A 19595-nucleotide genomic window follows, 5' to 3' on the forward strand; every position below is an offset into this window, starting at 1 on the left:
CTTTCAAGGAGGCATCGTGGAACCGACCATCGTCCGCTGCAAGATCTGCTCACTCAAGGACGGGCATCCGGGAGTCGTTCTCGACGACGAGCAGGTCTGCAATCTGTGCAACCTGGACGTCGCGGGTGATCTGCTCGTCAATTACAAATACACCAATGAGGTGTTCGCCGAATTCCAGGCCGCGCCGCCGAACCCGCGCGGCCAGTTCGACTGCCTCTTCATGTACAGCGGCGGCAAGGACAGCACGTACATGCTGGACAAGTTCGTCAACGAGTACGGCAAGCGGACTCTCGCGTACACCTTCGACGTTCCCTTCGAGAGCACGCACGCGGCGCAGAACATCAAGCTCGCGCAGGAGAAACTGCCCGCGACCTTCGTGGTGGACGCGGACGACGACAACATCAAGAAGATGATGCGGGACGTCTTCAACCGGCCCCGCCCGAAGAAGCCGGGACAGTATCTCGACGAGAAGCTGCCCTGCGTCTCCTGCCGCACCTTCTTCGTGATCCGTGCCATCCTGCACGCCTATCGCGAGCGCATTCCCTACATCGCCCTGTGCGCCGATCCGCAGCAGATCCTCACGATGGAGTCGAACGTCCGCGAAGTGGTCCGCGGCTTCTACAAGTCCTTCGGCCCCGGGCTCGCGAGCGAGCTGTTCAACGGCGAGATCGAGGAGATCCTCTTCGCCGAGGACGACGAACTCCCCAAAATTGTCTTTCCGTTCATCGCCATGCGGCACGACTACGACCCGGACCAAATGGTCGCGGAACTGAAGGAGAAGGGCCTCTACGCCTCGTCGCCGATGGAGACGCACTGCACGCTGTTCCCACTTCTGAACTACTACTCGTTCAAGAACTGGGACTGCATGTTCTACAAGCTCAACGCGTCGAGCTACACCCGGGCGGTGAGCCGCAACAAGGACTACGACCGTTCCACCTTCAGCATCAAGTTCCCGCGCTCCCTGAACCTGCCCGACGTCGAGGAACGCCTCAAGCAGGTGGTCCTGGAGATCGGCGCGGGCGAGGGGGACCGCGAGCAGCACCGCGCGGCGCTGGTGGAGCTGTTCAAACAGATGGACACCACCGACGACGGAGCCGCATTCATCGCCGAGACGTTCCTGGACATGCGCAAGGTCGCCGCGGACCTCGGTATCAAGGTGGGTTGAGGAGAACAGATGAACGACCAGCGAATAGAGCAGGGCACGGGTGCGGAGCGGACGGATCCGGGCCCGGAGGTCAGGGACGCGGACATCGCGATCGTCGGGCTCGCCTGCCGGTTCCCCGGCGCCGACACCCCCGACAAGTTCTGGCGCGTGCTCAGCGAGGGCCGCGAGACCCTCACCTACTTCTCCGACGAACAGCTGCGCGCGGCCGGAGTGAGCGAACGGCTCCTGACCGACGAGCGCTATGTGAAGGCCGGTCAGATCGTCGAGGACGCCGACAAGTTCGACGCCGGGCTCTTCGGCATCACCCAGGACGAGGCGGAGCTGATCGACCCGCAGCAGCGCCAGTTCCTGGAGTGCGCGCTCCAGGCCCTGGAACACTCGGGGTACGACCCGCACCGCGACGACCAGCAGATCGGTGTCTACGCCGGCGTCGGCATGAACACCTACCTGCTGCACAACCTCGGCGAGCGCTACCGCACCGCGTCGTCCGTGGACCGCTACCGCATGATGATCACCAACGACAAGGACTTCGTCGCCACCCGCACCTCGTACAAGCTGAACCTGCGGGGCCCCAGCGTCAGCACGAACACCGCCTGCTCGACCTCGCTGGTGGCCGTGCACCTGGCCTGCCTCAGCCTGCTCTCCGGCGACTGCACCATGGCCCTGGCAGGCGCCGCCCACATCCAGGCCGACCAGGGCGAGGGCTACCTCCACCAGGAGGGCATGATCTTCTCGCCCGACGGCCACTGCCGCGCCTTCGACGCCAAGGCGCAGGGCACCGTCATCGGCAACGGCGTCGGTGTCGTGGTCCTCAAGCGTCTGAGCGACGCGCTGGCCGACGGCGACACCGTCCACGCCGTCATCAAGGGCACCGCCGTCAACAACGACGGCTCGGACAAGACCGGTTACACCGCGCCGAGCGTGCGGGGGCAGGCCGCCGTCATCGCGGAGGCCCAGCAGATCGCCGACTGCGCCCCGGAGACCATCTCGTACGTGGAGGCGCACGGCACCGCCACCCCGCTCGGCGACCCGATCGAGATCGCCGCGCTGAACCAGGCGTTCGGCCGCGACGGCGCCACGCTCGCCCCCGCGTCCTGCGCGATCGGCTCGGTCAAGACCAACGTCGGCCACCTGGACACGGCCGCCGGCATGGCGGGCCTGATCAAGACGGTCCTGATGCTGAGGAACCGCACCCTGGTCCCCAGCCTCTGCTTCGACTCGCCCAACCCGGAGATCGACTTCGCGGCCGGGCCGTTCCACGTCGGCACCGAGACCAAGGAGTGGCCCGCTGGGGCGACCCCGCGCCGCGCCGGCGTCAGCTCCTTCGGCATCGGCGGCACGAACGCCCACGTGATCGTGGAGGAGCCCCCGGCCCCGCCCGCCGCGCCCCACACCGACAGCGGCCCGCGTCTCCTCGTCCTCTCCGCCCGTACGCCCGCCGCCCTCGACGCGGCGACCGCCGGCCTCGCCCGCCATCTGCGCCGGCACGGCGACCTCGACCTGCCCGACGTGTCCCACACCCTGGCGGTGGGGCGCCGGGCCCACACCTACCGGCGCGCGCTCGTCGCCACCGACGTACGGGACGCGGCGCTCGCCCTGGCCCTCGGCGACGAGACCCGCCTCCTGAGCGCGGACCCCACCGCCGACCAGCCGGTCCTGGAACTGCTCGGCAACGCGCGGGAGGGCGCCCCCGGACATGCCACGGCGCTGTACGAGGAGAATCCGGCCTTCCGTGAACACTTCGACCAGTGCGCGGCCGACCTCGGCACACCGGGCGGCGCCCGTGAACTGCTGCGTGCGCGGAACCCGTCGTCGTCCTTCGCCGTGCAGTACGCCACGCTGCGGACGCTGGCCGGCTGGGGCGTGCGGACCTCGGTGGTCGCCGCCGACCGCACGGCGCTCCCGGATCCGGCGCTGCGCCTCCTGGAGCGGACCGGCGCGCAGCACGCCGCCGGGGCCGGACGGCCTGCCGTCGCCCTGCTGCCCGAGGCGTCCGCCTCCACCGTCGGCACGGCGTTCCTCCTGGACGTCCTCGGGCGGCTGTGGACCGCGGGGGAGGAGGTCGACTGGGCGGCGTTCCACGCGGGCGAACGGGTGCGCCGGGTGCCGCTGCCCACCTACCCCTTCGAGCGCCGGCGGCACTGGATCGAGCCGCACGGCAGCGCGGCACCGGTCGCGCAGGTTGCGGGCGAGACGCTGCGGGACCGCTTCGAGGGGAAGTCGGACGCGGAGAAGACCGCCCTGCTCACCGGGTTCATCCGGCAGGAGATCGCCGCGGTACTCGGCACACCGGACCCACGCACCGTGGACCTGGACACCAACCTGTTCGACATGGGCCTGGACTCGCTGATCCTGATCGAGGTCATCGCCGAACTCGGCGAGGAACTGGCCCACCCGGTGCGCTCGTCGGCGTTCGTCGAGTACCCCACGGTGCGGTCTTTCGTCAGCGACCTCTGCGGTGAGCTGGGCATCAGCCAGGACAGCCCGTCGGCGGCCCCCGCCCAGGGCGCCGAGGGCCGGGTGTCGCGCCGCGCCCAGCGGGCGGCCGCGCGCCGCCCCGGGGGCTCGTGAGGGCAACACCACCTGGTGACCGGGCGCCACCTGATGACGGGTGCCACCCGGTGATCGAGCCCGCGGGTACCGGCCCGCGGGCTCAGCCGTCCTGGGCGTCCGCGACCCGGACGGAGAGCCCGTAGTCCAGCTCGGCCCCGTCGACGAGCAGGGCCTCGACGGCGCGGGTCGCGGGGTCGATGTCGGCCTCCATGCCGTCCCCCGTGTACCGGGGATAGCCGGAGGCGCCGGTCTCGCCGGTGGCCACCACGACGGCGGAACGCAGGACGCCGCGGCTGTCGCTGGTGTCGCTGCCGTCCCCGGCGAACTCGGGGACGAGGAGGATCTCGTACCTCTGCGGTTCAGTCTTCATGCGAGCGACGCTACTCGTCACGGGGGCGCCGGCGTTGCCACGCGGTCACCAGCGCAGGGCCGTGAAGTCCACCGGGCGTGGCCGCAGGGTGGCCGTACGAGCGGTCAACGACCGCATCCGGTCCGCCATTTCGGCGGCGGGCAGGTGCCTGCGGTCGCCGTGTCCGGGCAGCAGCCACTCGAAGCGCAGCCGTTCGGCCGTGCGGGCCAACGAGGCCGCCAGCTCCTCGACGGAGTACCAGGTGACGCTCTCGGCCACCTCGATGTCACCCGTCGAACGCGACCAGTAGAAACTGTCACCGCTGAAGCAGTACCGCTCGTCGGCGACGTACAGCACGCTGCCCCGGGTGTGGCCCGGCAGCGGATGGGCGAGGACGCCGTCGCCGATCTCGACGCTGTCGGTGCCGCGCAGGACGCGGTCGGCGTCGGGCGCGGCGTCCAGGTCACCTTCGTGGATCCACAGCCGGGCCCGGAAGCGGTCGGCGTACCGGCGGCCGTGCGCGGCGTGGTCCCGGTGGGTGAGGAGTACGTCGGTGACGGGCCCGACCCTCTCGTACCGGGCGGCCAGCGCCTCGCTCCAGCGCGGGGTGTCCACCATCATCAGGCTCCCCGAAGGGCGGCGCAGGAGGTAGGAGTTGGCGCCCGCGGTGCGCGGGGAGTTCTGCCCGCAGAACAGGACCGCGTCGTCGACGGGCAGGGGATAGGGGTCCCGCTCCTCTTCCAGCCGGCCGGAGGCGGGCCGGATGGAGCGGGTGTGGCAGGCGAACGCGGCGGCGTACAGCAGGCGTTCCTCCGCCGCGTCGCGCGGCTGGCGGAGGACTTCGGAGCGGCCGTCGACCTCACGGATCAGCTCGGGCGCGAGCTGCCTGGCGACGTCGCAGTTCGTGCAGCGATCGTCCACGGACCAACCGGAGGTCAGGGGCCGGGCGGCGGGTGCGTCGTCGGTCACGGTGGGACTCACTTCCTGCGGGGGAGGGGGCGGGTCTTCCCTACCAGGGGTATCCCGGCGCCGGACCGAAGTGGAAGGGGGCCGGGCACTTGTTTCCACGGGCGCAGGCCGCTCTGACGAGACCCCGTATGTTTGAGGTGCTTGAGGTGTACATGGCGACAAATGGGGCGGACCGGTGCGCCGCGACACGGCGAGTGGGACGGCATATGGCCGTGAGCTGCACGCCCCCTTACCGGTGCCCGCCCCGCCGCGTCGTACGACGCCAGCCGAAGGGGCCGGGCAGATCCATCGACGTTGTCCGCCGACCCGTGCTGCTGTGGGTGCGGCGCGGCCCGTGACGGCCGCCCGTGGTGAGGGACCAGGAGCGCTTGTTGATGTTCAGACGCACACCGGGAAGTATCCGAAAGCTCTTGCGGAACGTGAGTGGCATGGACTCCTCCTTGAGTCCCTCCCCGGGTACCCGGCGGGGGGCACCCCTCACGTGCCGCCCCCGCCCGCCCCCTAGGTGGCCCGTCGGGGTAAACCCTCGCCCAGGTAGGCCCGTTGGGAGGATGTGACGGCAGTGACGGCCGGGCGAAGCTGTCCGTGTGACGAAGATCAAGCGGAACACCGCCCTGCTCGCCGCCTCCGCGGCCGTCCTCACCCTCACCGCTCCGCTCGCCGCCTCGGCGTCGACGACCGCCACGCCGCCACGGCTCGACTGGGCCAAGTGCGAGGGAAGAGAGCCCGACCCCCGGCAGGAGTGCGCCACCCTCGACGTACCGATGGACTACGCCGACCCCGGCGGCAAGAAGATCGGGATCGCGATCTCCCGCATCCCCGCCGAGAAGCCCACGGCCCACCGAGGAGCCTTGCTCCTGATCCCCGAGGGGCCCGGCGGCTCCAGCCTGAACGACCCCTCCGGCAAGGGCCAGAAGCTGCCGCGGAGCGTGCGGGACGCGCACGACCTGATCGGCTTCGACCCGCGCGGCCTCGGCCGCTCCACCCCGGTCAGCTGCGGCCTCGGCCTCGCCGACCTGGCCCCCTCGAAGCTGCGGCCCTGGCCCGCCCCCGACGGCTCCGTCACGGAGAACATGGCCACCGCCCGCCGCACGTCGGACGCCTGCGCGCGCAACGGCGGCGAACTCATCCGGCACATCAGCACCGCCAACAACGCCCGCGACATCGACCGCATTCGCGCCGCGCTCGGCGAGCGGAGACTCTCCGCGTGGGGTGTCTCCTACGGCACGTACGTCGGCGCCGTCTACAGCCAGATGTTCCCGCACCGCACCGACCGCGTCGTCCTCGACAGCAACGACGACCCCGACCCCGCGCGCGTAGGCCGCGGCTGGCTCGCGGCGCATGAAGCGGGCGTCGAGGATACCTTCCCCGAGTTCGCCAAGTGGGCCTCGGCGCCCGGCAATCCGTCCCGCCTCGCCGCCACGCAGGCCGAGGTGCGCCCGCTCCTTCTGCGCCTCGCGGCGCGCCTGGACCGCGAGCCGATCCCCTGGCCCGGCGCGAACCCCGCCGAGCTGAACGGCAACGTACTGCGCCAGACCATGCTGAACGCGCTGTACGACACCGACGGCTTCCCGGAACTCGCCGAGCTCATCTTGGCCGCCCGGAAGGGCACCGTTCCGCCCGCGCCGCCGGCCCCGTCCGAGGAGGCGCTCCGACAGGTCCAGAACGTCACCGCGGTCGGCGCGGGCACCCTCTGCAACGACATCGCGTGGCCCACCTCGGCGGCCGCCTACCAGAAGGGCGTGGACGAGAGCCGGGCCGCATATCCGCTGACCGCCGGCATGACCAGGAACGCGATGCTCTGTGCCGCGTGGCCCTTCAAGCCGAAGGAGGCGCCGGTGCGGATCACCGACCGCGGCCCGTCGAACATCCTCCTCGTCCAGAACGAGCGCGACGTCGCCACCCCGCTGAACGGCGCCCTGAGACTGCGCGAAGCGCTCGGCCGCCGGGCCACCATGGTGACCGTCAACGCCACCGGCCACAACGCCTACCTCGCCAACGGAAACGAATGCGGCGACCGGACGGTCTCCCGCTATCTGGCGACGGGGGAGCGGCCGGACCGGGACGTCCGCTGCCCCTGACCAGGCACTTCCACCTGTGAAAGTCGTCACAAGTCCCGAACTGATGATCGGGGGCGGGTGCCGTCCACGCACCGGGTTCGCGTAAGGTCGCGGGTCGGCCGCTCACTCGGCCGACCCGAACCACGCTGTCACCGAACAAGGAGCCGCAGGTCATGCCGGCCAATGACGCCACCCAGGCGCCGATCTACCACACCCTCGTCCAGGAGCACGGCGACGTCGTCGCCACGGCCCGCAAGGCCGCGGAGGAGACCCAGCAGACGGCACAGGACGTCCTGGACTTCAGCATGCCGCCCCGGGCGAGCGCACCCGCAGACCCCGCTTCCTAGGCCGTGTCCGACCCGAGCCGTCTCCGACCTGGCGACGGCACCGCCTCGCGCGGCGCGCGGCCGGTCGGCGAGGATGGCGCGATGGATTACGACTTCTGGAAAGAGATCCACGACCGCGGCGGCATCCCGGCGGTCAAGAGTGCCCTGGCCGACCTCCCCGAGGACCTGCCCCCGCGGGAGGCGGACGCCGCGGCCGAGCTGGCCCTCAAGGTCATCGAGGAGGACATCGCCCGCATCAACGCCCGGGCGGACCGGGCCGAGGCGAGGGCGCGGGCCCTGGCCGAGCAGACGGCCGAGGTGAACCGGCAGCTCACCGCCGACCGAGCCGCCCGCGGAGCGGCCGACGCGTGATCGTGACGGGGCGTCCCGCCAAGGCGCGGACATCGCTGCCCGGGGGCATGCCGCCTCGCCGACGAGGAAGCACTCGGAGCTACGTCCGAGCCATCAGCCGCACCATCGCCGTGTCGTACCGCGCCTGCAGCCCCGCGTCCGCCGAGACTCGCAGGAGCGCGCCGAGGGCCCGTACCGCGCCGTCGTCGTAGCCGCACGACTCCGCTTCGAGGGCCGCGTTCTCCAGGCGTCGGATGCCCTCGGTCTCGTCGCCCATCCCCAGGAGCGCCTCGCCGATGGTGGTGAGCAGCAGCACTCCGGCCGCCGCCGACGTCTCCGAGGGATTGTCGAGGTCCAGCGCGGCGATGGCCGTCTCGTGGGCCGCCTGCCACTCCCTGCTGTCCAGCCGGTGCCGGGCGAGGTGACCAAGCGCGAGGCGTTCCGTGTGGCGGTCGCCGACGCTGTGCGCGAGTTCCGCCGCGAGCGCGCACCCCTCGGCGGCCTCTTCCGGGCTGCCGAGCGCGGCCTGGGCGAGCGACAGGTTGATCAGCGCGGTCGCCTCGCCGCGCGTGTCCCGTGCCCGCGCCGCGAGCACGGGCGCGGCCTCCAGATGGACGAGCGCCTCGTCGATGCGGCCCTCCTCGGTCAGCACCCACCCCAGCAGGGCCAGGACCCGCGACTCGGCGCGGGCGTCACCATCGGCCCGCGCCGCCTCAAGTGCCGTACGGAGCAGGGGAGTCCAGCCGTCCTGCACCCGCCATACGATCTGCGGCCACATCCCGAGGATGATCCGCCACGTCCTGCCGTGCAGCCCCGCCGAGTCCGCGGCGGCCGCCGCCAGCGTCAGGTCGTCCCGTTCGGCCGCGTACCACGCCATGGCCTGCCCGCGATCGGCGAACTCCTTGGTGGCCCGCGGCGGATGGAAATCCGCGGGCAGCGTGAAACACGACTCGTCACCGGGCTCGGCCGCGTCGGCGGCGGCCAGCGCGGTGGCCACGGTCAGGTCGAGCACCCGCGTCAGGGCGTCGGCACCGGCATCCAGGCCACGCGCGTACAGCCGTACGAGATCGTGCAGCGTCCAGCGGTCAGGCCCGGCCCGCACGACGAGGTGCGCCGCGGTGAGCTTGTCCAGCGCGGCCTCGGCGGTCGCCGGGTCGGTGTCCGCGAGGGCCGCCGCCGTGTACCGGTCGACGTACATGCCCGGGTGCCGCCCCAGCTCGGCGAACTGCCGCGCGGCGCTCGCGGGCAGCCGGCGCACGGTGAGCCACAGGGCGGCGCGTACGCCGGTGTCCTCCACGGCGAGGAGGCTCAACCTCCTCGACTCGTCGGACAGTTCGGCGCACATCACGCTCAGCGGCGACTCCGGCTGGTCCGCGAGCCTGGCGGCGGCCACCCGCAGCGCGAGCGGCAGCCCACCGCACAGCTCGGCGAGGCGCCGCGCGGCCACCTCCTCCGCGAGCACCCGTTCCGTGCCGAGCACCGCGGCGAGAAGGGCGGTGCTGTCGTCCGGTTCGAGTACGTCCACGGGTACGGGACGCGCCGCGTCGGAGGCGATCAGGCCGCGCAGCCGGTAGCGGCTCGTGACCACGGTGACGCAGCGGGCGCCGCCCGGAAGCAACTCCCTGACCTGCTCGGACGCCCGCGCGTTGTCCAGGACGACCAGGAGCTGACGCTCTGCGGAGAGGGAGCGGAACAGCGCGGACGCGGCGCCGGCCGACTCCGGTATCCGGCGCGGCGCGACCCCCAGCGCCAGCAGGAACTCACGCAGCACTTCGAGGAGGGACGGCTCGCCGGTGTCACTGAAGCCGCGCAGATCGGCATAGAGCAGACCGCCGGGAAACAGCTCGCGGTTGCGGTGCGCCCACTGCGTCACCAGCGCCGTCTTGCCCACGCCCGCGGGCCCGGTGACCAGACAGACGGGCGCTTCACCGGCGGCGGCCCGGGTCAGCGCGGTGAGCTCCGCGGCTCGCCCGTGGAAACCGCGGGGCATGCGTGGCAGCAGATCGATCGTGCTGGCCGGGAGGGAAGGCGACGGTGCGAGGGCCGCGCCGGGAGCGGGCAGCGGCGAGGCAGGCGCAGGCGGTGGAACCCGAGCCGCGGCGGGGCCGGGGGTCGACACCGATCCCGCCGTCCCCGCAGGGCTCCCCTCCCTCTCACCGGAGCCCTCGCCCTCACCCGCCCCGCGCAGTGCGACCGCGTAGGCGTCGGCCAGCTCCCGGCCGGGGTCGACGCCCAACTCGTCGGCGAGCAGCCGCCGGGTCCGGTGGAACCAGTCGAGCGCCTCCGTCCGGCGCCCCGCCCGCTGGAGCGCTCTCATCAGCGCGGCGGACAGCGATTCGCGCAGCGGGTGGGCGCCGGCCTCCGCCCGCAGCACGGCGGCGGCCCGGGCATGCTCGCCCATCCGCGAGTAAGCCCCCGCCAGCGACTCCACGGACGCCAGCCGGAGCTCCTCCAGCGCCTGGGCCGCGGCCTGCAGCGGCTGGCTCGGATACGCGCCGGTCAGCGCGGGCCCCTGCCACAACGACAGCGCTTCCTGATACATCGCCACGGCGTCACCGGGCGCCCGCTGGCTCCGGGCAAGCGTCACCAGCTCCTCGAAGCGGTGGGCGTCCAGCAGGGACTCCGGCATCCGAAGGACGTACGCCGTGCCCTGCGTGACCAGCTCGACGCCGAACATCTCCGCCTCGGCGCCGGCGAGCAGGACCCTCAGCTGGGACACATGTCCCTGGATGACCCCGCGGGCACGCGCAGGAGGCTCCTGATCCCACAGCGCGGCCGCCAACTGATCCACCGGAACAGGATGGTTGGGCCTCAGCAGCAGCGCGGCGAGCAGGCTGCGCCGCTTGGCGGGACCGAGCGGCAGCACGCCGACCTCAGTGGCGACGGAAACCGCTCCGAGCAGCCGGAACTCCACTGATGCAACTCCTCTGCGGGAAAAGATCCAGATTACCGGAACCGCACACCTGTCCCACCGTCACGCCGCAGGCCCCGGTTCCACGTCCTTCACTCCGGTTCACGGAGGCAACGTGGGGCACCCGGTCACCATGGTCCGCCGATCACCACCATCCTGATCGGCGGACCGCCGGAGACCGAGTCGTGCGCCGGCCGGGGAAATGCATGCGGGTCCTGATTCGGTCAGGATGCCGATGAGGGGCATCGGCCCTCATGCCACATGTCACACGTCACATGCCACGGTCTGCGTCGTTCCCACCCAGGAGGACCTCATGCTGGACCACACGCTGCCGCTGCTCGCCCAGGGGTACGCGTGGCTTCCCGACCTGAGCCGCCGCAAGGGTCCGGGGCCCGTACGCACCCGCCTGCTGGGCAAGCCCGCCATCGCGCTGCGCGGTCCGGCGGCCGTCACGTTCTTCTACGACGAGGACCATGTACGCCGCCGTTCGGCCCTGCCCGAACCCGTACTGAGCACCCTCTTCGGCAAGGGCGCGGTGCACACCCTCGACGGGGAGGAGCACCGCAAGCGCAAGGCCCTCTTCATGTCGCTCCTCCAGGACGCGGCGGGCGTCACCGCGTTGGCCCAGCGCGTCGGCGACGAATGGGAACGGGCCGGCAAGGAGTGGGCCGACCGCTCGCAGGTGACGCTGTTCGACGAGGTGAGCGTCCTGATCACGCGAGCCGTGTGCGCCTGGGCCGGGGTCCCCCTCACGGAGCAGGGAGACGGCGAAGCGCGGCGGACCGCCCACGACCTGGTGGCCATGGTCGACGGATTCGCCACCGCGGGGCCCCGCCACTGGCGGGCCCGGCGCGCCCGGCAGCGGCAGGAGAAGCGGCTGGCCCGTCTGATCGAGGACGTCCGGGCAGCCGGCCACGGCCCGTCGGAGAAGGGCGGTGCACCGCCCACCGTGGTGGAGGCCGTGGCCGCGCACCGCGAGGCCGACGGACAGCCGCTCGACCCCCGCACGGCCGCCGTGGAGGTCCTCAACGTCCTGCGGCCGACCGTCGCCGTCACCTGGTTCACGGTCTTCGGCGCGCACGCGCTGCACCGGCATCCGGCGCTGCGGGAGCGGCTCGCCGCGGAGGGCATGGACTACGCCCGGGCGTTCGCCCACGAGCTGCGGCGCTTCTACCCGTTCGCGCCGTTCGTCGCCGGTCTCGCGCCCAGCGACCTGGACTGGCACGGCGAGCCGATCCGAAAGGGCACCATGGTCCTGCTCGACCTCTACGGACAGAACCACGACCCCGAGCTGTGGGACGCGCCGTACACCTTCGACCCCGAGCGGTTCACCGGCCGCGAACCCGGCCGCGACGAACTCGTCCCCCAGGGCGGCGGCGACGCCGCCCAAGGGCACCGCTGCCCCGGCGAGGACGTCACCCTGGCGGTGCTGACCGCTCTGCTCCCGCGCCTCGCGCGGCTCGACTACCGCGTCCCCGAACAGGACTTGCGTATCCCGCTGCACCGGGTCCCGACCAGGCCCCGCAGCGGCTTCGTCATGACAGACGTACACGGAGAACGAACAGACGTGCGTTGAGAACGAAGGGAAGGGTGTGCAGCCATGACGCGTGCCGCGCTGTTCGATGTCGATGGAACGCTCACCGACACCAACCACCTGCATGTCATCACGTGGTGGGAAGCATTCCGCCAAGCCGGCCGGCACGTCGCGATGCACGACATCCACCACGCCATCGGCCTCGGCTCGACCGACCTCATCGCCCACCTGCTCGGCGACGGACGCGACCGCGACCGCGACGAGGAGATCAGCTCCGCGCACAGCACCCTGTACGGCACGTACTTCGACCGGCTGCCCGCGCTGAACGGCGCCCGTGAACTGCTGCACGCCCTGGACGGCCGCGGCTGGCGCATCGTCCTGGCGACGTCCGCGGGCGGAGCGGAGCTCGGCGCGCTGCGCCGGGCCATCGACGCGGACGACGTCATCGCCGGCATCGCCAGCTCGGACGACGTGTCCTCGGGCAAACCCGCTCCCGACCCCGTGCACCACGCCCTCGACATCGCTCGGTCCTCCCCGGACGAGGCGCTGTTCGTCGGCGACACCGTATGGGACATGCGGGCCGCCTCCCGGGCGGGCGTACGGAGCGTCGCGCTGCTCTGCGGAGGCATCCCCCGAAGCGACCTGGAGGAGGCCGGGGCCAGTGCGGTGTACGCGGACCCCGCCGATCTGCTGGACCGCCTGGACAGCGCCCTCCCCGCCGGGGAATAGGCGGGAGCAGACGCGGACCGACCGGCCGCACCCCAATGCGGCCGGTCGGCGAGGCGTGGCGTCCATGGCCGTTCCGACGCTGCGCACCCCCGGGCGCGTCTGCCCCCTCTGACCGGAGATATGCCCCCGGCTCGCTTTGCGGAGGAGTCTGTTTGGGCGCAGATTCGAAGGGCAGGCGAATATCGTGCTTCGGACCGGAGGCGCGTTCGCGGGAGCGGTATGTCGACTCCTGGTGGATGCCTGTCACCGGGGCGCCCCGTTTCCCGCGGTCCCTGTTGGCGGCACCGTTGAGGAGCGATTCACTGATGCTTACGGACCTGACTGCGTACTCTGCCCGTCGTCGTTCGACGACCCGGCACCCCCACAACGACGCACCCGACACCGCGGCGGAATTCGCCCGCCTCGCCACCCTTGAGGACGGCCCCGAGCGCGAGCTGCTGTGCGAGGAGATCGTCGAGGCCTGGCTGCCCATGGCGCACCGGATAGCCGGTCGGTTCCGGAACAAGGGCGAGAGCATCGAGGACCTGCAGCAGGTCGCCGCGATGGGTCTGGTCAAGGCGGTCAACCGGTACGAGCCCGGACGCGGCGCCTTCGAGAGCTACGCGGTGCCCACCATCACCGGCGAGCTGCGGCGCCACTTCCGCGACCGCATGTGGGACGTGCGCGTGCCCCGTCGCGTCCAGGAACTGCGGAACAAGGTCCGTGTCGCGCGCCGTGAGCTGCTCGACCGGCCGGGCAGCGGTCCCGAGCCCGGCATCGCCGAGATCGCCGAGCACGCGGGGCTCACCGAGGACGAGGTCCGGGACGGCATGGAGGCCATGGAGGGCTACAGCGCCCTGTCGCTCGACGCCGAGATCTCCTCCGCCGACCCGGACGGCTTCAGCCTCGCCGACACACTGGGGGCGCCCGACCCCGCGTACGACTGCATCACCGACCGGGAGGCGGCCAAGGCGGGCCTGCGGCAGCTGCCGGAACGCGAGCGGACCATCTTGTACCTGCGCTTCTTCGAGGACATGACGCAGAGCCGGATCGCGGAGGAACTCGGCATATCGCAGATGCACGTCTCGCGTCTGATCAGCCGCAGCTGCGCCCGGGTGCGCGCCGAGGCCGACGCCGGCCACGCGGGTGCCGAGCGCGCCCACGCCGCGTGAGCGCCCCGCTGACCCGGACAGGACGGCTCGACTCCCAGGAACGCGTGACCCATGCTGCCTGATCACACCCGCGCCCCCGTCCTGGAGGCTCTCGCCGAACGCCGGAGCGAGGGCCGGATCGGTTTCACGCCGCCGGGCCACAAACAGGCCCGCGGCGCCGATCCGGCCGTACGCGAAGTGCTCGGTGACGCCGCCTTCCACGGTGACGTGCTGGCCTCCGGAGGACTCGACGACCGGCGTACCCGGGGCCGCGTCCTCGAACGGGCCGAGCACCTCATGGCGGACGCCGTGCACGCCGAGCACACCTTCTTCTCCACGTGCGGCAGTTCGCTCTCGGTCAAGGCGGCCATGCTGGCCATCGCGAGCCCCGGCACGAAGCTGCTCATCGGCAGGGACGCCCACAAGTCCGTCGTCTCCGGACTGATCCTCTCCGGGATCGAGCCGGTGTGGGTCGAACCGAGGTGGGACGAGAAGCGCCATCTGGCCCACCCGCCGGGGGCGGAGGAGTTCGAGGCGGCGTTCGCCGTCCACCCCGACGCGCGAGGCGCCCTGGTCACCAGCCCGACCCCGTACGGAGCCTGCGCCGACCTGAGCGGCATCGCGGCCGTCTGCCACCGCCGGTCGCGGCCGCTCGTCGTGGACGAGGCATGGGGCGCGCATCTGCCGTTCCATCCCGACCTGCCGTCCTGGGCGATGGACGCGGGCGCCGACATCTGCGTGACCAGCGTCCACAAGATGGGCAGCGGCCTTGAGCAGGGCTCCGTCTTCCACCTCCAGGGCGACCTGATCGACCCGGAGATCCTGGAGAACTGCGCGGACCTCCTCGGCACCACCAGCCCCTCCGTCCTCATCTACGCCGGTCTCGACGGCTGGCGGCGGCAGATGGCCCTGCACGGCCACCAACTGATGGGCGGGGCACTGGACCTGGCGTCCGGGGTACGGGCGGAGATCGAGGAGATCGACGGCCTGCACGTGAACGACCGCGCCGACTTCTGCGGGCCCGGCCTGGCGGCGGACTTCGATCCACTGCCGGTCGTCATCGAGGTCGACGGCCTGGGGACCAGCGGCTACCGGGCGGCGGACTGGCTGCGCCGGCACCACTCCATCGACGCGCACCTCAGCGACCACCGCCGGATCAGCGCGCAGATCACCCACGGCGACGACCACGGAACGACCGGCCCGCTGCTGGCGGCCCTGCGCGAACTGGCACACACCCCGCTGATCCCGCGCCCCGCGCCGCCGGTGGAGGTTCCCTCCGCCGCCGAACTCCGGATGGGGCAGGCGATGCTGCCCCGCGACGCGTTCTTCGGGGCCGTGGAGGACGTGCCGGTGACCGAGGCGGCGGGGCGGATCGCCGCGGAGATGATGACTCCGTATCCGCCCGGCATCCCCGCCGCGCTCCCCGGCGAGCGGCTCACCGAGCCCGTGCTGCGCTATCTGCGCAGCGGCGTGGCCGCCGGGATGAACCTCCCCGACGCCAAGGACAGCGAACTGAACACCGTACGGGTCGTCGCCGAGTGAGGATCAGCAGGCCGCCGAGCAGCGCGCCGACGGCCGCGACGACGAAGGCCGCCGCCCGGTAACCGGCGGCGAGCGCCGAGGTGGTGGACGGAGCCGCCTCGGCGCTCGTGCGCGCGGCGGCGACGGTCGAGAGGACCGCCACGGCGCTGCCGGCGATGGCATGGCACTGATGGCGGCGCACGAACGCCGCAGCCCCTCCCTCTGGTGGAGGCGGCGGTGCGCCGACAGCCTGTGCAACCGGCACCCGAACCGGGGTGTCGTCGCTGCGGCGGCGGGTACCTGCGCTTCCACGTCGTAAGGTCGAAACAGCGCCGAGGGAACGGAGCACAGCCCATGACCGAACGTAATCCCCCGTCCCCGGGCCAGGACGGCCCGCCCGTGCCCAGGGACCTGCCGGACCAGCAGGCTTCCGACGAGAACGACCCCTGGGACCTGGACGAGCAACCGGCCGCCGAGGGCAACACACCGGGCGACGCCGACGCCGACGTACCCGACACGGACGAGGCCGGAACCGGCAGGCGCGACACATCGGACGCCGACGCGTCGGGCCCCGGCAGCACCGATCACCCGCAGCCGGACGAACCCACCGGCTGAGGCCACGCCCCCCAAACGCCCGGTGACCCGGGACTCGCCGTGCCCGGCGGCCCGTCATGCGCGACGCTGGAAGGACACGTACACCGGCGGCCGGAGGTGCCGATGGAGCCCGTGGAGGCGCTGGAGCGGATCGCCTTTCTGCTGGAACGCGGACGCGCCCCGACCTACCGCGTGCGGGCCTTTCGCACCGCGGCCGCCGTGCTCGGAGCGCTGGCCGACGGCGAAGTCGCCCGGCGTGCCGCCGACGGGACCCTGGAGTCGCTCAAGGGCGTCGGGCCCAAGACCGCGGGCGTGGTCCGCGAGGCGCTCTCCGGTGGCGTACCGGCGTATCTGGAACGCCTGGAAGGCGAAGCGGGGGGCCCGCTCACCGAAGGCGGCGCCGGCGCCGAGCTGCGCGCGCTGCTTCGCGGCGACTGCCACCTGCACTCCGACTGGTCCGACGGCGGCAGCCCGATCGAGGAGATGGGCCGCGCGGCCCAGGCCCTCGGGCACGAGTGGGCGGTACTCACCGACCACTCGCCGCGGCTGACCATCGCGCGCGGGCTGTCGCCGGAGCGGCTGCGCGAGCAACTGGAGGTGGTCGCGGACCTCAACACGCGCTGGGCGCCCTTCCGGCTGCTCACCGGCATCGAGTGCGACATCCTCGACGACGGCTCCCTCGACCAGGAGCCCGAACTGCTCGACCGGCTGGACGTGGTGGTCGTGTCGGTCCACTCCAAGCTGCGCATGGACGCCCCCGCGATGACGCGCCGCATGGTCACCGCCGTCAGCGACCCCCGGGCGGATGTCCTCGGCCACTGCACCGGCCGGCTCGTCACCGGGCGCGGCAGGCCGGAGTCGCAGTTCGACGCGGACGAGGTGTTCGCCGCGTGCGCGGCGGCCGGCACGGCGGTGGAGATCAACAGCCGTCCCGAGCGGCTCGACCCGCCGCGCCGCCTGCTGCGCCGGGCCGTCGAGGCCGGGACCCTCTTCTCCGTGGACACCGACGCGCACGCCCCGGGCCAGCTGGACTGGCAGATCATCGGGTGCGAGAGGGCCGAGGAGTGCGGTGTCCCCGCCGACCGCGTGGTGACGACCTGGCCTGCGGACGAACTGCTGGCCTGGACCCGCGAGAGCCGAGCCAGACCCACATCCTGACCATCCTGACCCGGCCACGGGCCGGACGCCACCATCGGCAGGCGCCCGAAGGGGCGCGGGGAACTGCTCGACCAGCCACGACGGCGCCGCAGTCGACCTACGGCACATCGCGTCGCGGCACTCCCAGCGGAGCGCTCAGCCGCCCCCCGCCAGCAGCCGATCCGGCGTGAGCGGTAGTTCCCGTAGCCGTACGCCGGTTGCGTGGTGGACCGCGTTGCCGATGGCCGCGGCTGTTCCGACGATGCCGATCTCGCCGATTCCCTTGCTGCCCATGGGGTTCAGATGGGGGTCTTCCTCGTCGATCCAGTGCGCCTCGATCGCGGGGACGTCCGCGTGGGCCGGGACGTGGTACGAGGCGAGGTCGCACTCCGCGAAGTCGCCGAAGGCGGCGTCCATGGTGCTGCTTTCCGTCAGCGCCATCCCCAGGCCCATGGTCATCGCCCCGATGAACTGGGAGCGCGCCGTGCGGGCGTTGAGGATGCGGCCCGCCGCGTAGACGCCCAGCAGCCGGCGCACGCGTACCTCGCCGGACACCGTGTCGACGCCGACCTCGGCGAAGTGCGCGCCGAAGGCGTGCCGGGCGTAGTCGCTGTCCGCGTCCGCGGCGCCCGTCGTGTCGGCCGTGGCGCCCACTCCCTCCGGCGGCAACTGCTGCCCCTGCTGCCCGGACAGGCGCGCCGCCAGTCGCGTACACGCCTCATGGACCGCCCACCCCCAGGACGCCGTCCCGGAGGAACCGCCCGCCAGCGGCGCGTCCGGCAGGTCGCTGCTGCCGATGTCGGCGCGCACGCGCTCCACCGGGACACCGAGGGCGTCGGCGGCGACCTGGGCGAGCACGGTACGGGCGCCCGTACCGATGTCGGTGGCGTTGACGCGGACCACGAAGCTGCCGTCCGGGTAGGCGTGCGCGCTCGCCCGGGACGGCGAGGCGAGCACCGGATACGTCGCGGAGGCGACCCCGCTGCCCACCAGGACGGGCCCCTCGGCGCGCGAGCGGGGCCGAGGATCGCGCTCGGACCAGCCGAAGAGCCGGGCCCCCTCGCGCAGGCACTCGGCGAGATGCCGGCTGCTGAAGGGCCGGGAGCTGTCGGGCTCCGTCCGGGTGTCGTTGCGCAGCCGCAGCTCGATGGGGTCCATGTCCAGGCGCACGGCGAGTTCGTCCATCGCCGACTCCAGCGCGTACATGCCGGGCGCCTCGCCCGGCGCCCGCATCCAGGAAGGGCTCGGCACGTCGAGCGGCACCACCCGGTGGGCGGTACGGCCGTGCGGCGAGGCGTACATGACGCGCGTCGCGGCGGCGGCCGTCTCCGCGAACTCCTTGATACGTGAGGTGTGCGAGGTCACCTCATGGATCACGGAGGTCAGCGTGCCGTCCGCCTCCGCGCCCAGCCGCACCCGCTGAAGGGTCGGCGAGCGGTGGCCCACGACGGTCGCCAACTGCCGCCGCGGCAGGGCGATCTTCACCGGCCGTCCGGTCACGCGGGCGGCCATGGAGGCGAGCACCACGTGCGGCCGGGGCGTGCCCTTGGCACCGAAGCCGCCGCCGACGTGCTCGGAGACGACCGTGATCCGCTCCTTCGGCAGCGCGAACATGGCTGCCAGGGTGTCGCGCACGGTGGTGGCGCCCTGGCTGGAGTCGTGCACGGTCAGCCGCCCGTCGTGCCAGCGGGCGGTCGCCGCGTGCGGCTCCATGGGGTGGTTGTGCAGCGGCGGCACCCGGTAGACGACATCGACGCGGGCGGGCGCGGAGTCGAACGCGCCTTCGGCGTCACCGCGTGCGTGCTCTCCGGAGGTGCCGTCGGAGTCCTCGGGCACGTAGGCGTCGGGGTGATCGGCGCGCAGAGTGACGTCGTGGGGCTCCTCGGCGTAGCTCACCCGGACGGCGGCGGCGCCTTCGCGGGCCGCCTCCAGGGTCCTGGCGACGACGAGAGCGACGTACCAGCCGCGGTGCGGTACGTGCGCGTCCTGGAGGACGGCGAGGGTCGCGTCGTCCGGCTCGACCAGGCGGGGCGCGTTCAGATGGCTGAGGACGTCGATGACGCCGGGCAGGGCGAGGGCCGCCGTGTCGTCGACGGAGGTGACCTCGCCGCGCGCCACCGTGGCCGGGACCGGCCAGGCGTAGGCGCAGCCGTCGGGTGTGCGCTCGACGGCGTAACGGGCGGCCCCGGTCACCTTGGCGTGGCCTTCCCTGCGCTCGGTGGGTGCCCCGAGAGCACTGACGGTGTCCGGCATGGGTGTTTCTCCC

Annotated in this window: 16 protein-coding genes; 11 read left to right on the plus strand and 5 right to left on the minus strand. The window is 72.4% G+C overall.

The window, feature by feature from the left end:
* Positions 1-16 precede the first annotated feature (16 nt).
* Both ACWDVB_RS04630 and ACWDVB_RS04635 read left to right on the plus strand, forming a co-directional pair.
* Positions 17-1165: an OzmP gene (locus ACWDVB_RS04630; protein WP_451513912.1), complete on the plus strand. Its 1149-nt coding sequence runs from the start codon at positions 17-19 to the stop codon at positions 1163-1165.
* Positions 1166-1174: 9 nt separating this feature from the next.
* Positions 1175-3736, plus strand: coding sequence for a type I polyketide synthase (locus ACWDVB_RS04635; RefSeq protein ID WP_451513911.1), 2562 nt, complete (start codon positions 1175-1177; stop codon positions 3734-3736).
* A gap of 82 nt (positions 3737-3818) precedes the next feature.
* Here the strand turns inward: ACWDVB_RS04635 and ACWDVB_RS04640 are convergent, their stop codons facing one another.
* From ACWDVB_RS04640 to ACWDVB_RS04650, 3 genes are all read right to left on the minus strand, one after another.
* A complete protein-coding gene (locus tag ACWDVB_RS04640) occupies positions 3819-4088 on the minus strand; it encodes a hypothetical protein (RefSeq protein WP_451513910.1) in 270 nt (89 codons plus the stop codon).
* Positions 4089-4133: 45 nt separating this feature from the next.
* Positions 4134-5036, minus strand: coding sequence for an MBL fold metallo-hydrolase (locus tag ACWDVB_RS04645; RefSeq protein WP_451513909.1), 903 nt, complete (start codon positions 5034-5036; stop codon positions 4134-4136).
* Positions 5037-5265: 229 nt separating this feature from the next.
* Positions 5266-5466 (minus strand): DUF4236 domain-containing protein, encoded by a 201-nt coding sequence (locus ACWDVB_RS04650; RefSeq protein ID WP_451513908.1) that lies wholly within the window; start codon positions 5464-5466, stop codon positions 5266-5268.
* Positions 5467-5623: 157 nt separating this feature from the next.
* Here ACWDVB_RS04650 and ACWDVB_RS04655 point away from each other — a divergent pair, with 157 nt between their 5' ends.
* The 3 genes from ACWDVB_RS04655 (at position 5624) to ACWDVB_RS04665 (ending at position 7794) form a co-directional block, all read left to right on the plus strand.
* Complete coding sequence (locus ACWDVB_RS04655) at positions 5624-7117, plus strand: alpha/beta hydrolase (RefSeq protein WP_451513907.1); 1494 nt, start codon at positions 5624-5626, stop codon at positions 7115-7117.
* Positions 7118-7269: 152 nt separating this feature from the next.
* Entirely contained in the window at positions 7270-7443 is a 174-nt protein-coding gene (locus tag ACWDVB_RS04660) for a hypothetical protein (RefSeq protein ID WP_451513906.1), read from the plus strand.
* A gap of 81 nt (positions 7444-7524) precedes the next feature.
* A complete protein-coding gene (locus ACWDVB_RS04665) occupies positions 7525-7794 on the plus strand; it encodes a hypothetical protein (protein ID WP_451513905.1) in 270 nt (89 codons plus the stop codon).
* Positions 7795-7873: 79 nt separating this feature from the next.
* On the opposite strand, the gene ACWDVB_RS04670 is transcribed toward ACWDVB_RS04665, so the two are convergent.
* Positions 7874-10687: a BTAD domain-containing putative transcriptional regulator gene (locus ACWDVB_RS04670; RefSeq protein ID WP_451513904.1), complete on the minus strand. Its 2814-nt coding sequence runs from the start codon at positions 10685-10687 to the stop codon at positions 7874-7876.
* 310 nt (positions 10688-10997) lie between these two features.
* Between ACWDVB_RS04670 and ACWDVB_RS04675 the strand changes: the two genes are divergently transcribed.
* The 6 genes from ACWDVB_RS04675 (at position 10998) to ACWDVB_RS04700 (ending at position 17350) form a co-directional block, all read left to right on the plus strand.
* A complete protein-coding gene (locus tag ACWDVB_RS04675) occupies positions 10998-12260 on the plus strand; it encodes a cytochrome P450 (RefSeq protein WP_451513903.1) in 1263 nt (420 codons plus the stop codon).
* 24 nt (positions 12261-12284) lie between these two features.
* Complete coding sequence (locus ACWDVB_RS04680) at positions 12285-12947, plus strand: HAD family hydrolase (protein ID WP_451513902.1); 663 nt, start codon at positions 12285-12287, stop codon at positions 12945-12947.
* A gap of 305 nt (positions 12948-13252) precedes the next feature.
* Positions 13253-14098, plus strand: coding sequence for a SigB/SigF/SigG family RNA polymerase sigma factor (locus ACWDVB_RS04685; protein WP_451513901.1), 846 nt, complete (start codon positions 13253-13255; stop codon positions 14096-14098).
* Between the two features lie 51 nt (positions 14099-14149).
* Positions 14150-15619: an aminotransferase class I/II-fold pyridoxal phosphate-dependent enzyme gene (locus ACWDVB_RS04690; RefSeq protein WP_451513900.1), complete on the plus strand. Its 1470-nt coding sequence runs from the start codon at positions 14150-14152 to the stop codon at positions 15617-15619.
* Between the two features lie 333 nt (positions 15620-15952).
* Positions 15953-16213 (plus strand): hypothetical protein, encoded by a 261-nt coding sequence (locus ACWDVB_RS04695; RefSeq protein WP_451513899.1) that lies wholly within the window; start codon positions 15953-15955, stop codon positions 16211-16213.
* A 102-nt stretch (positions 16214-16315) separates the two neighbouring features.
* Positions 16316-17350: a PHP domain-containing protein gene (locus tag ACWDVB_RS04700; RefSeq protein WP_451513898.1), complete on the plus strand. Its 1035-nt coding sequence runs from the start codon at positions 16316-16318 to the stop codon at positions 17348-17350.
* 135 nt (positions 17351-17485) lie between these two features.
* Here ACWDVB_RS04700 and ACWDVB_RS04705 read toward each other — a convergent pair whose 3' ends face one another.
* Positions 17486-19582: a xanthine dehydrogenase family protein molybdopterin-binding subunit gene (locus ACWDVB_RS04705; protein ID WP_451513897.1), complete on the minus strand. Its 2097-nt coding sequence runs from the start codon at positions 19580-19582 to the stop codon at positions 17486-17488.
* Between the last annotated feature and the right edge of the window lie 13 nt (positions 19583-19595).

This window comes from Streptomyces sp. NPDC003379 (assembly GCF_053589195.1).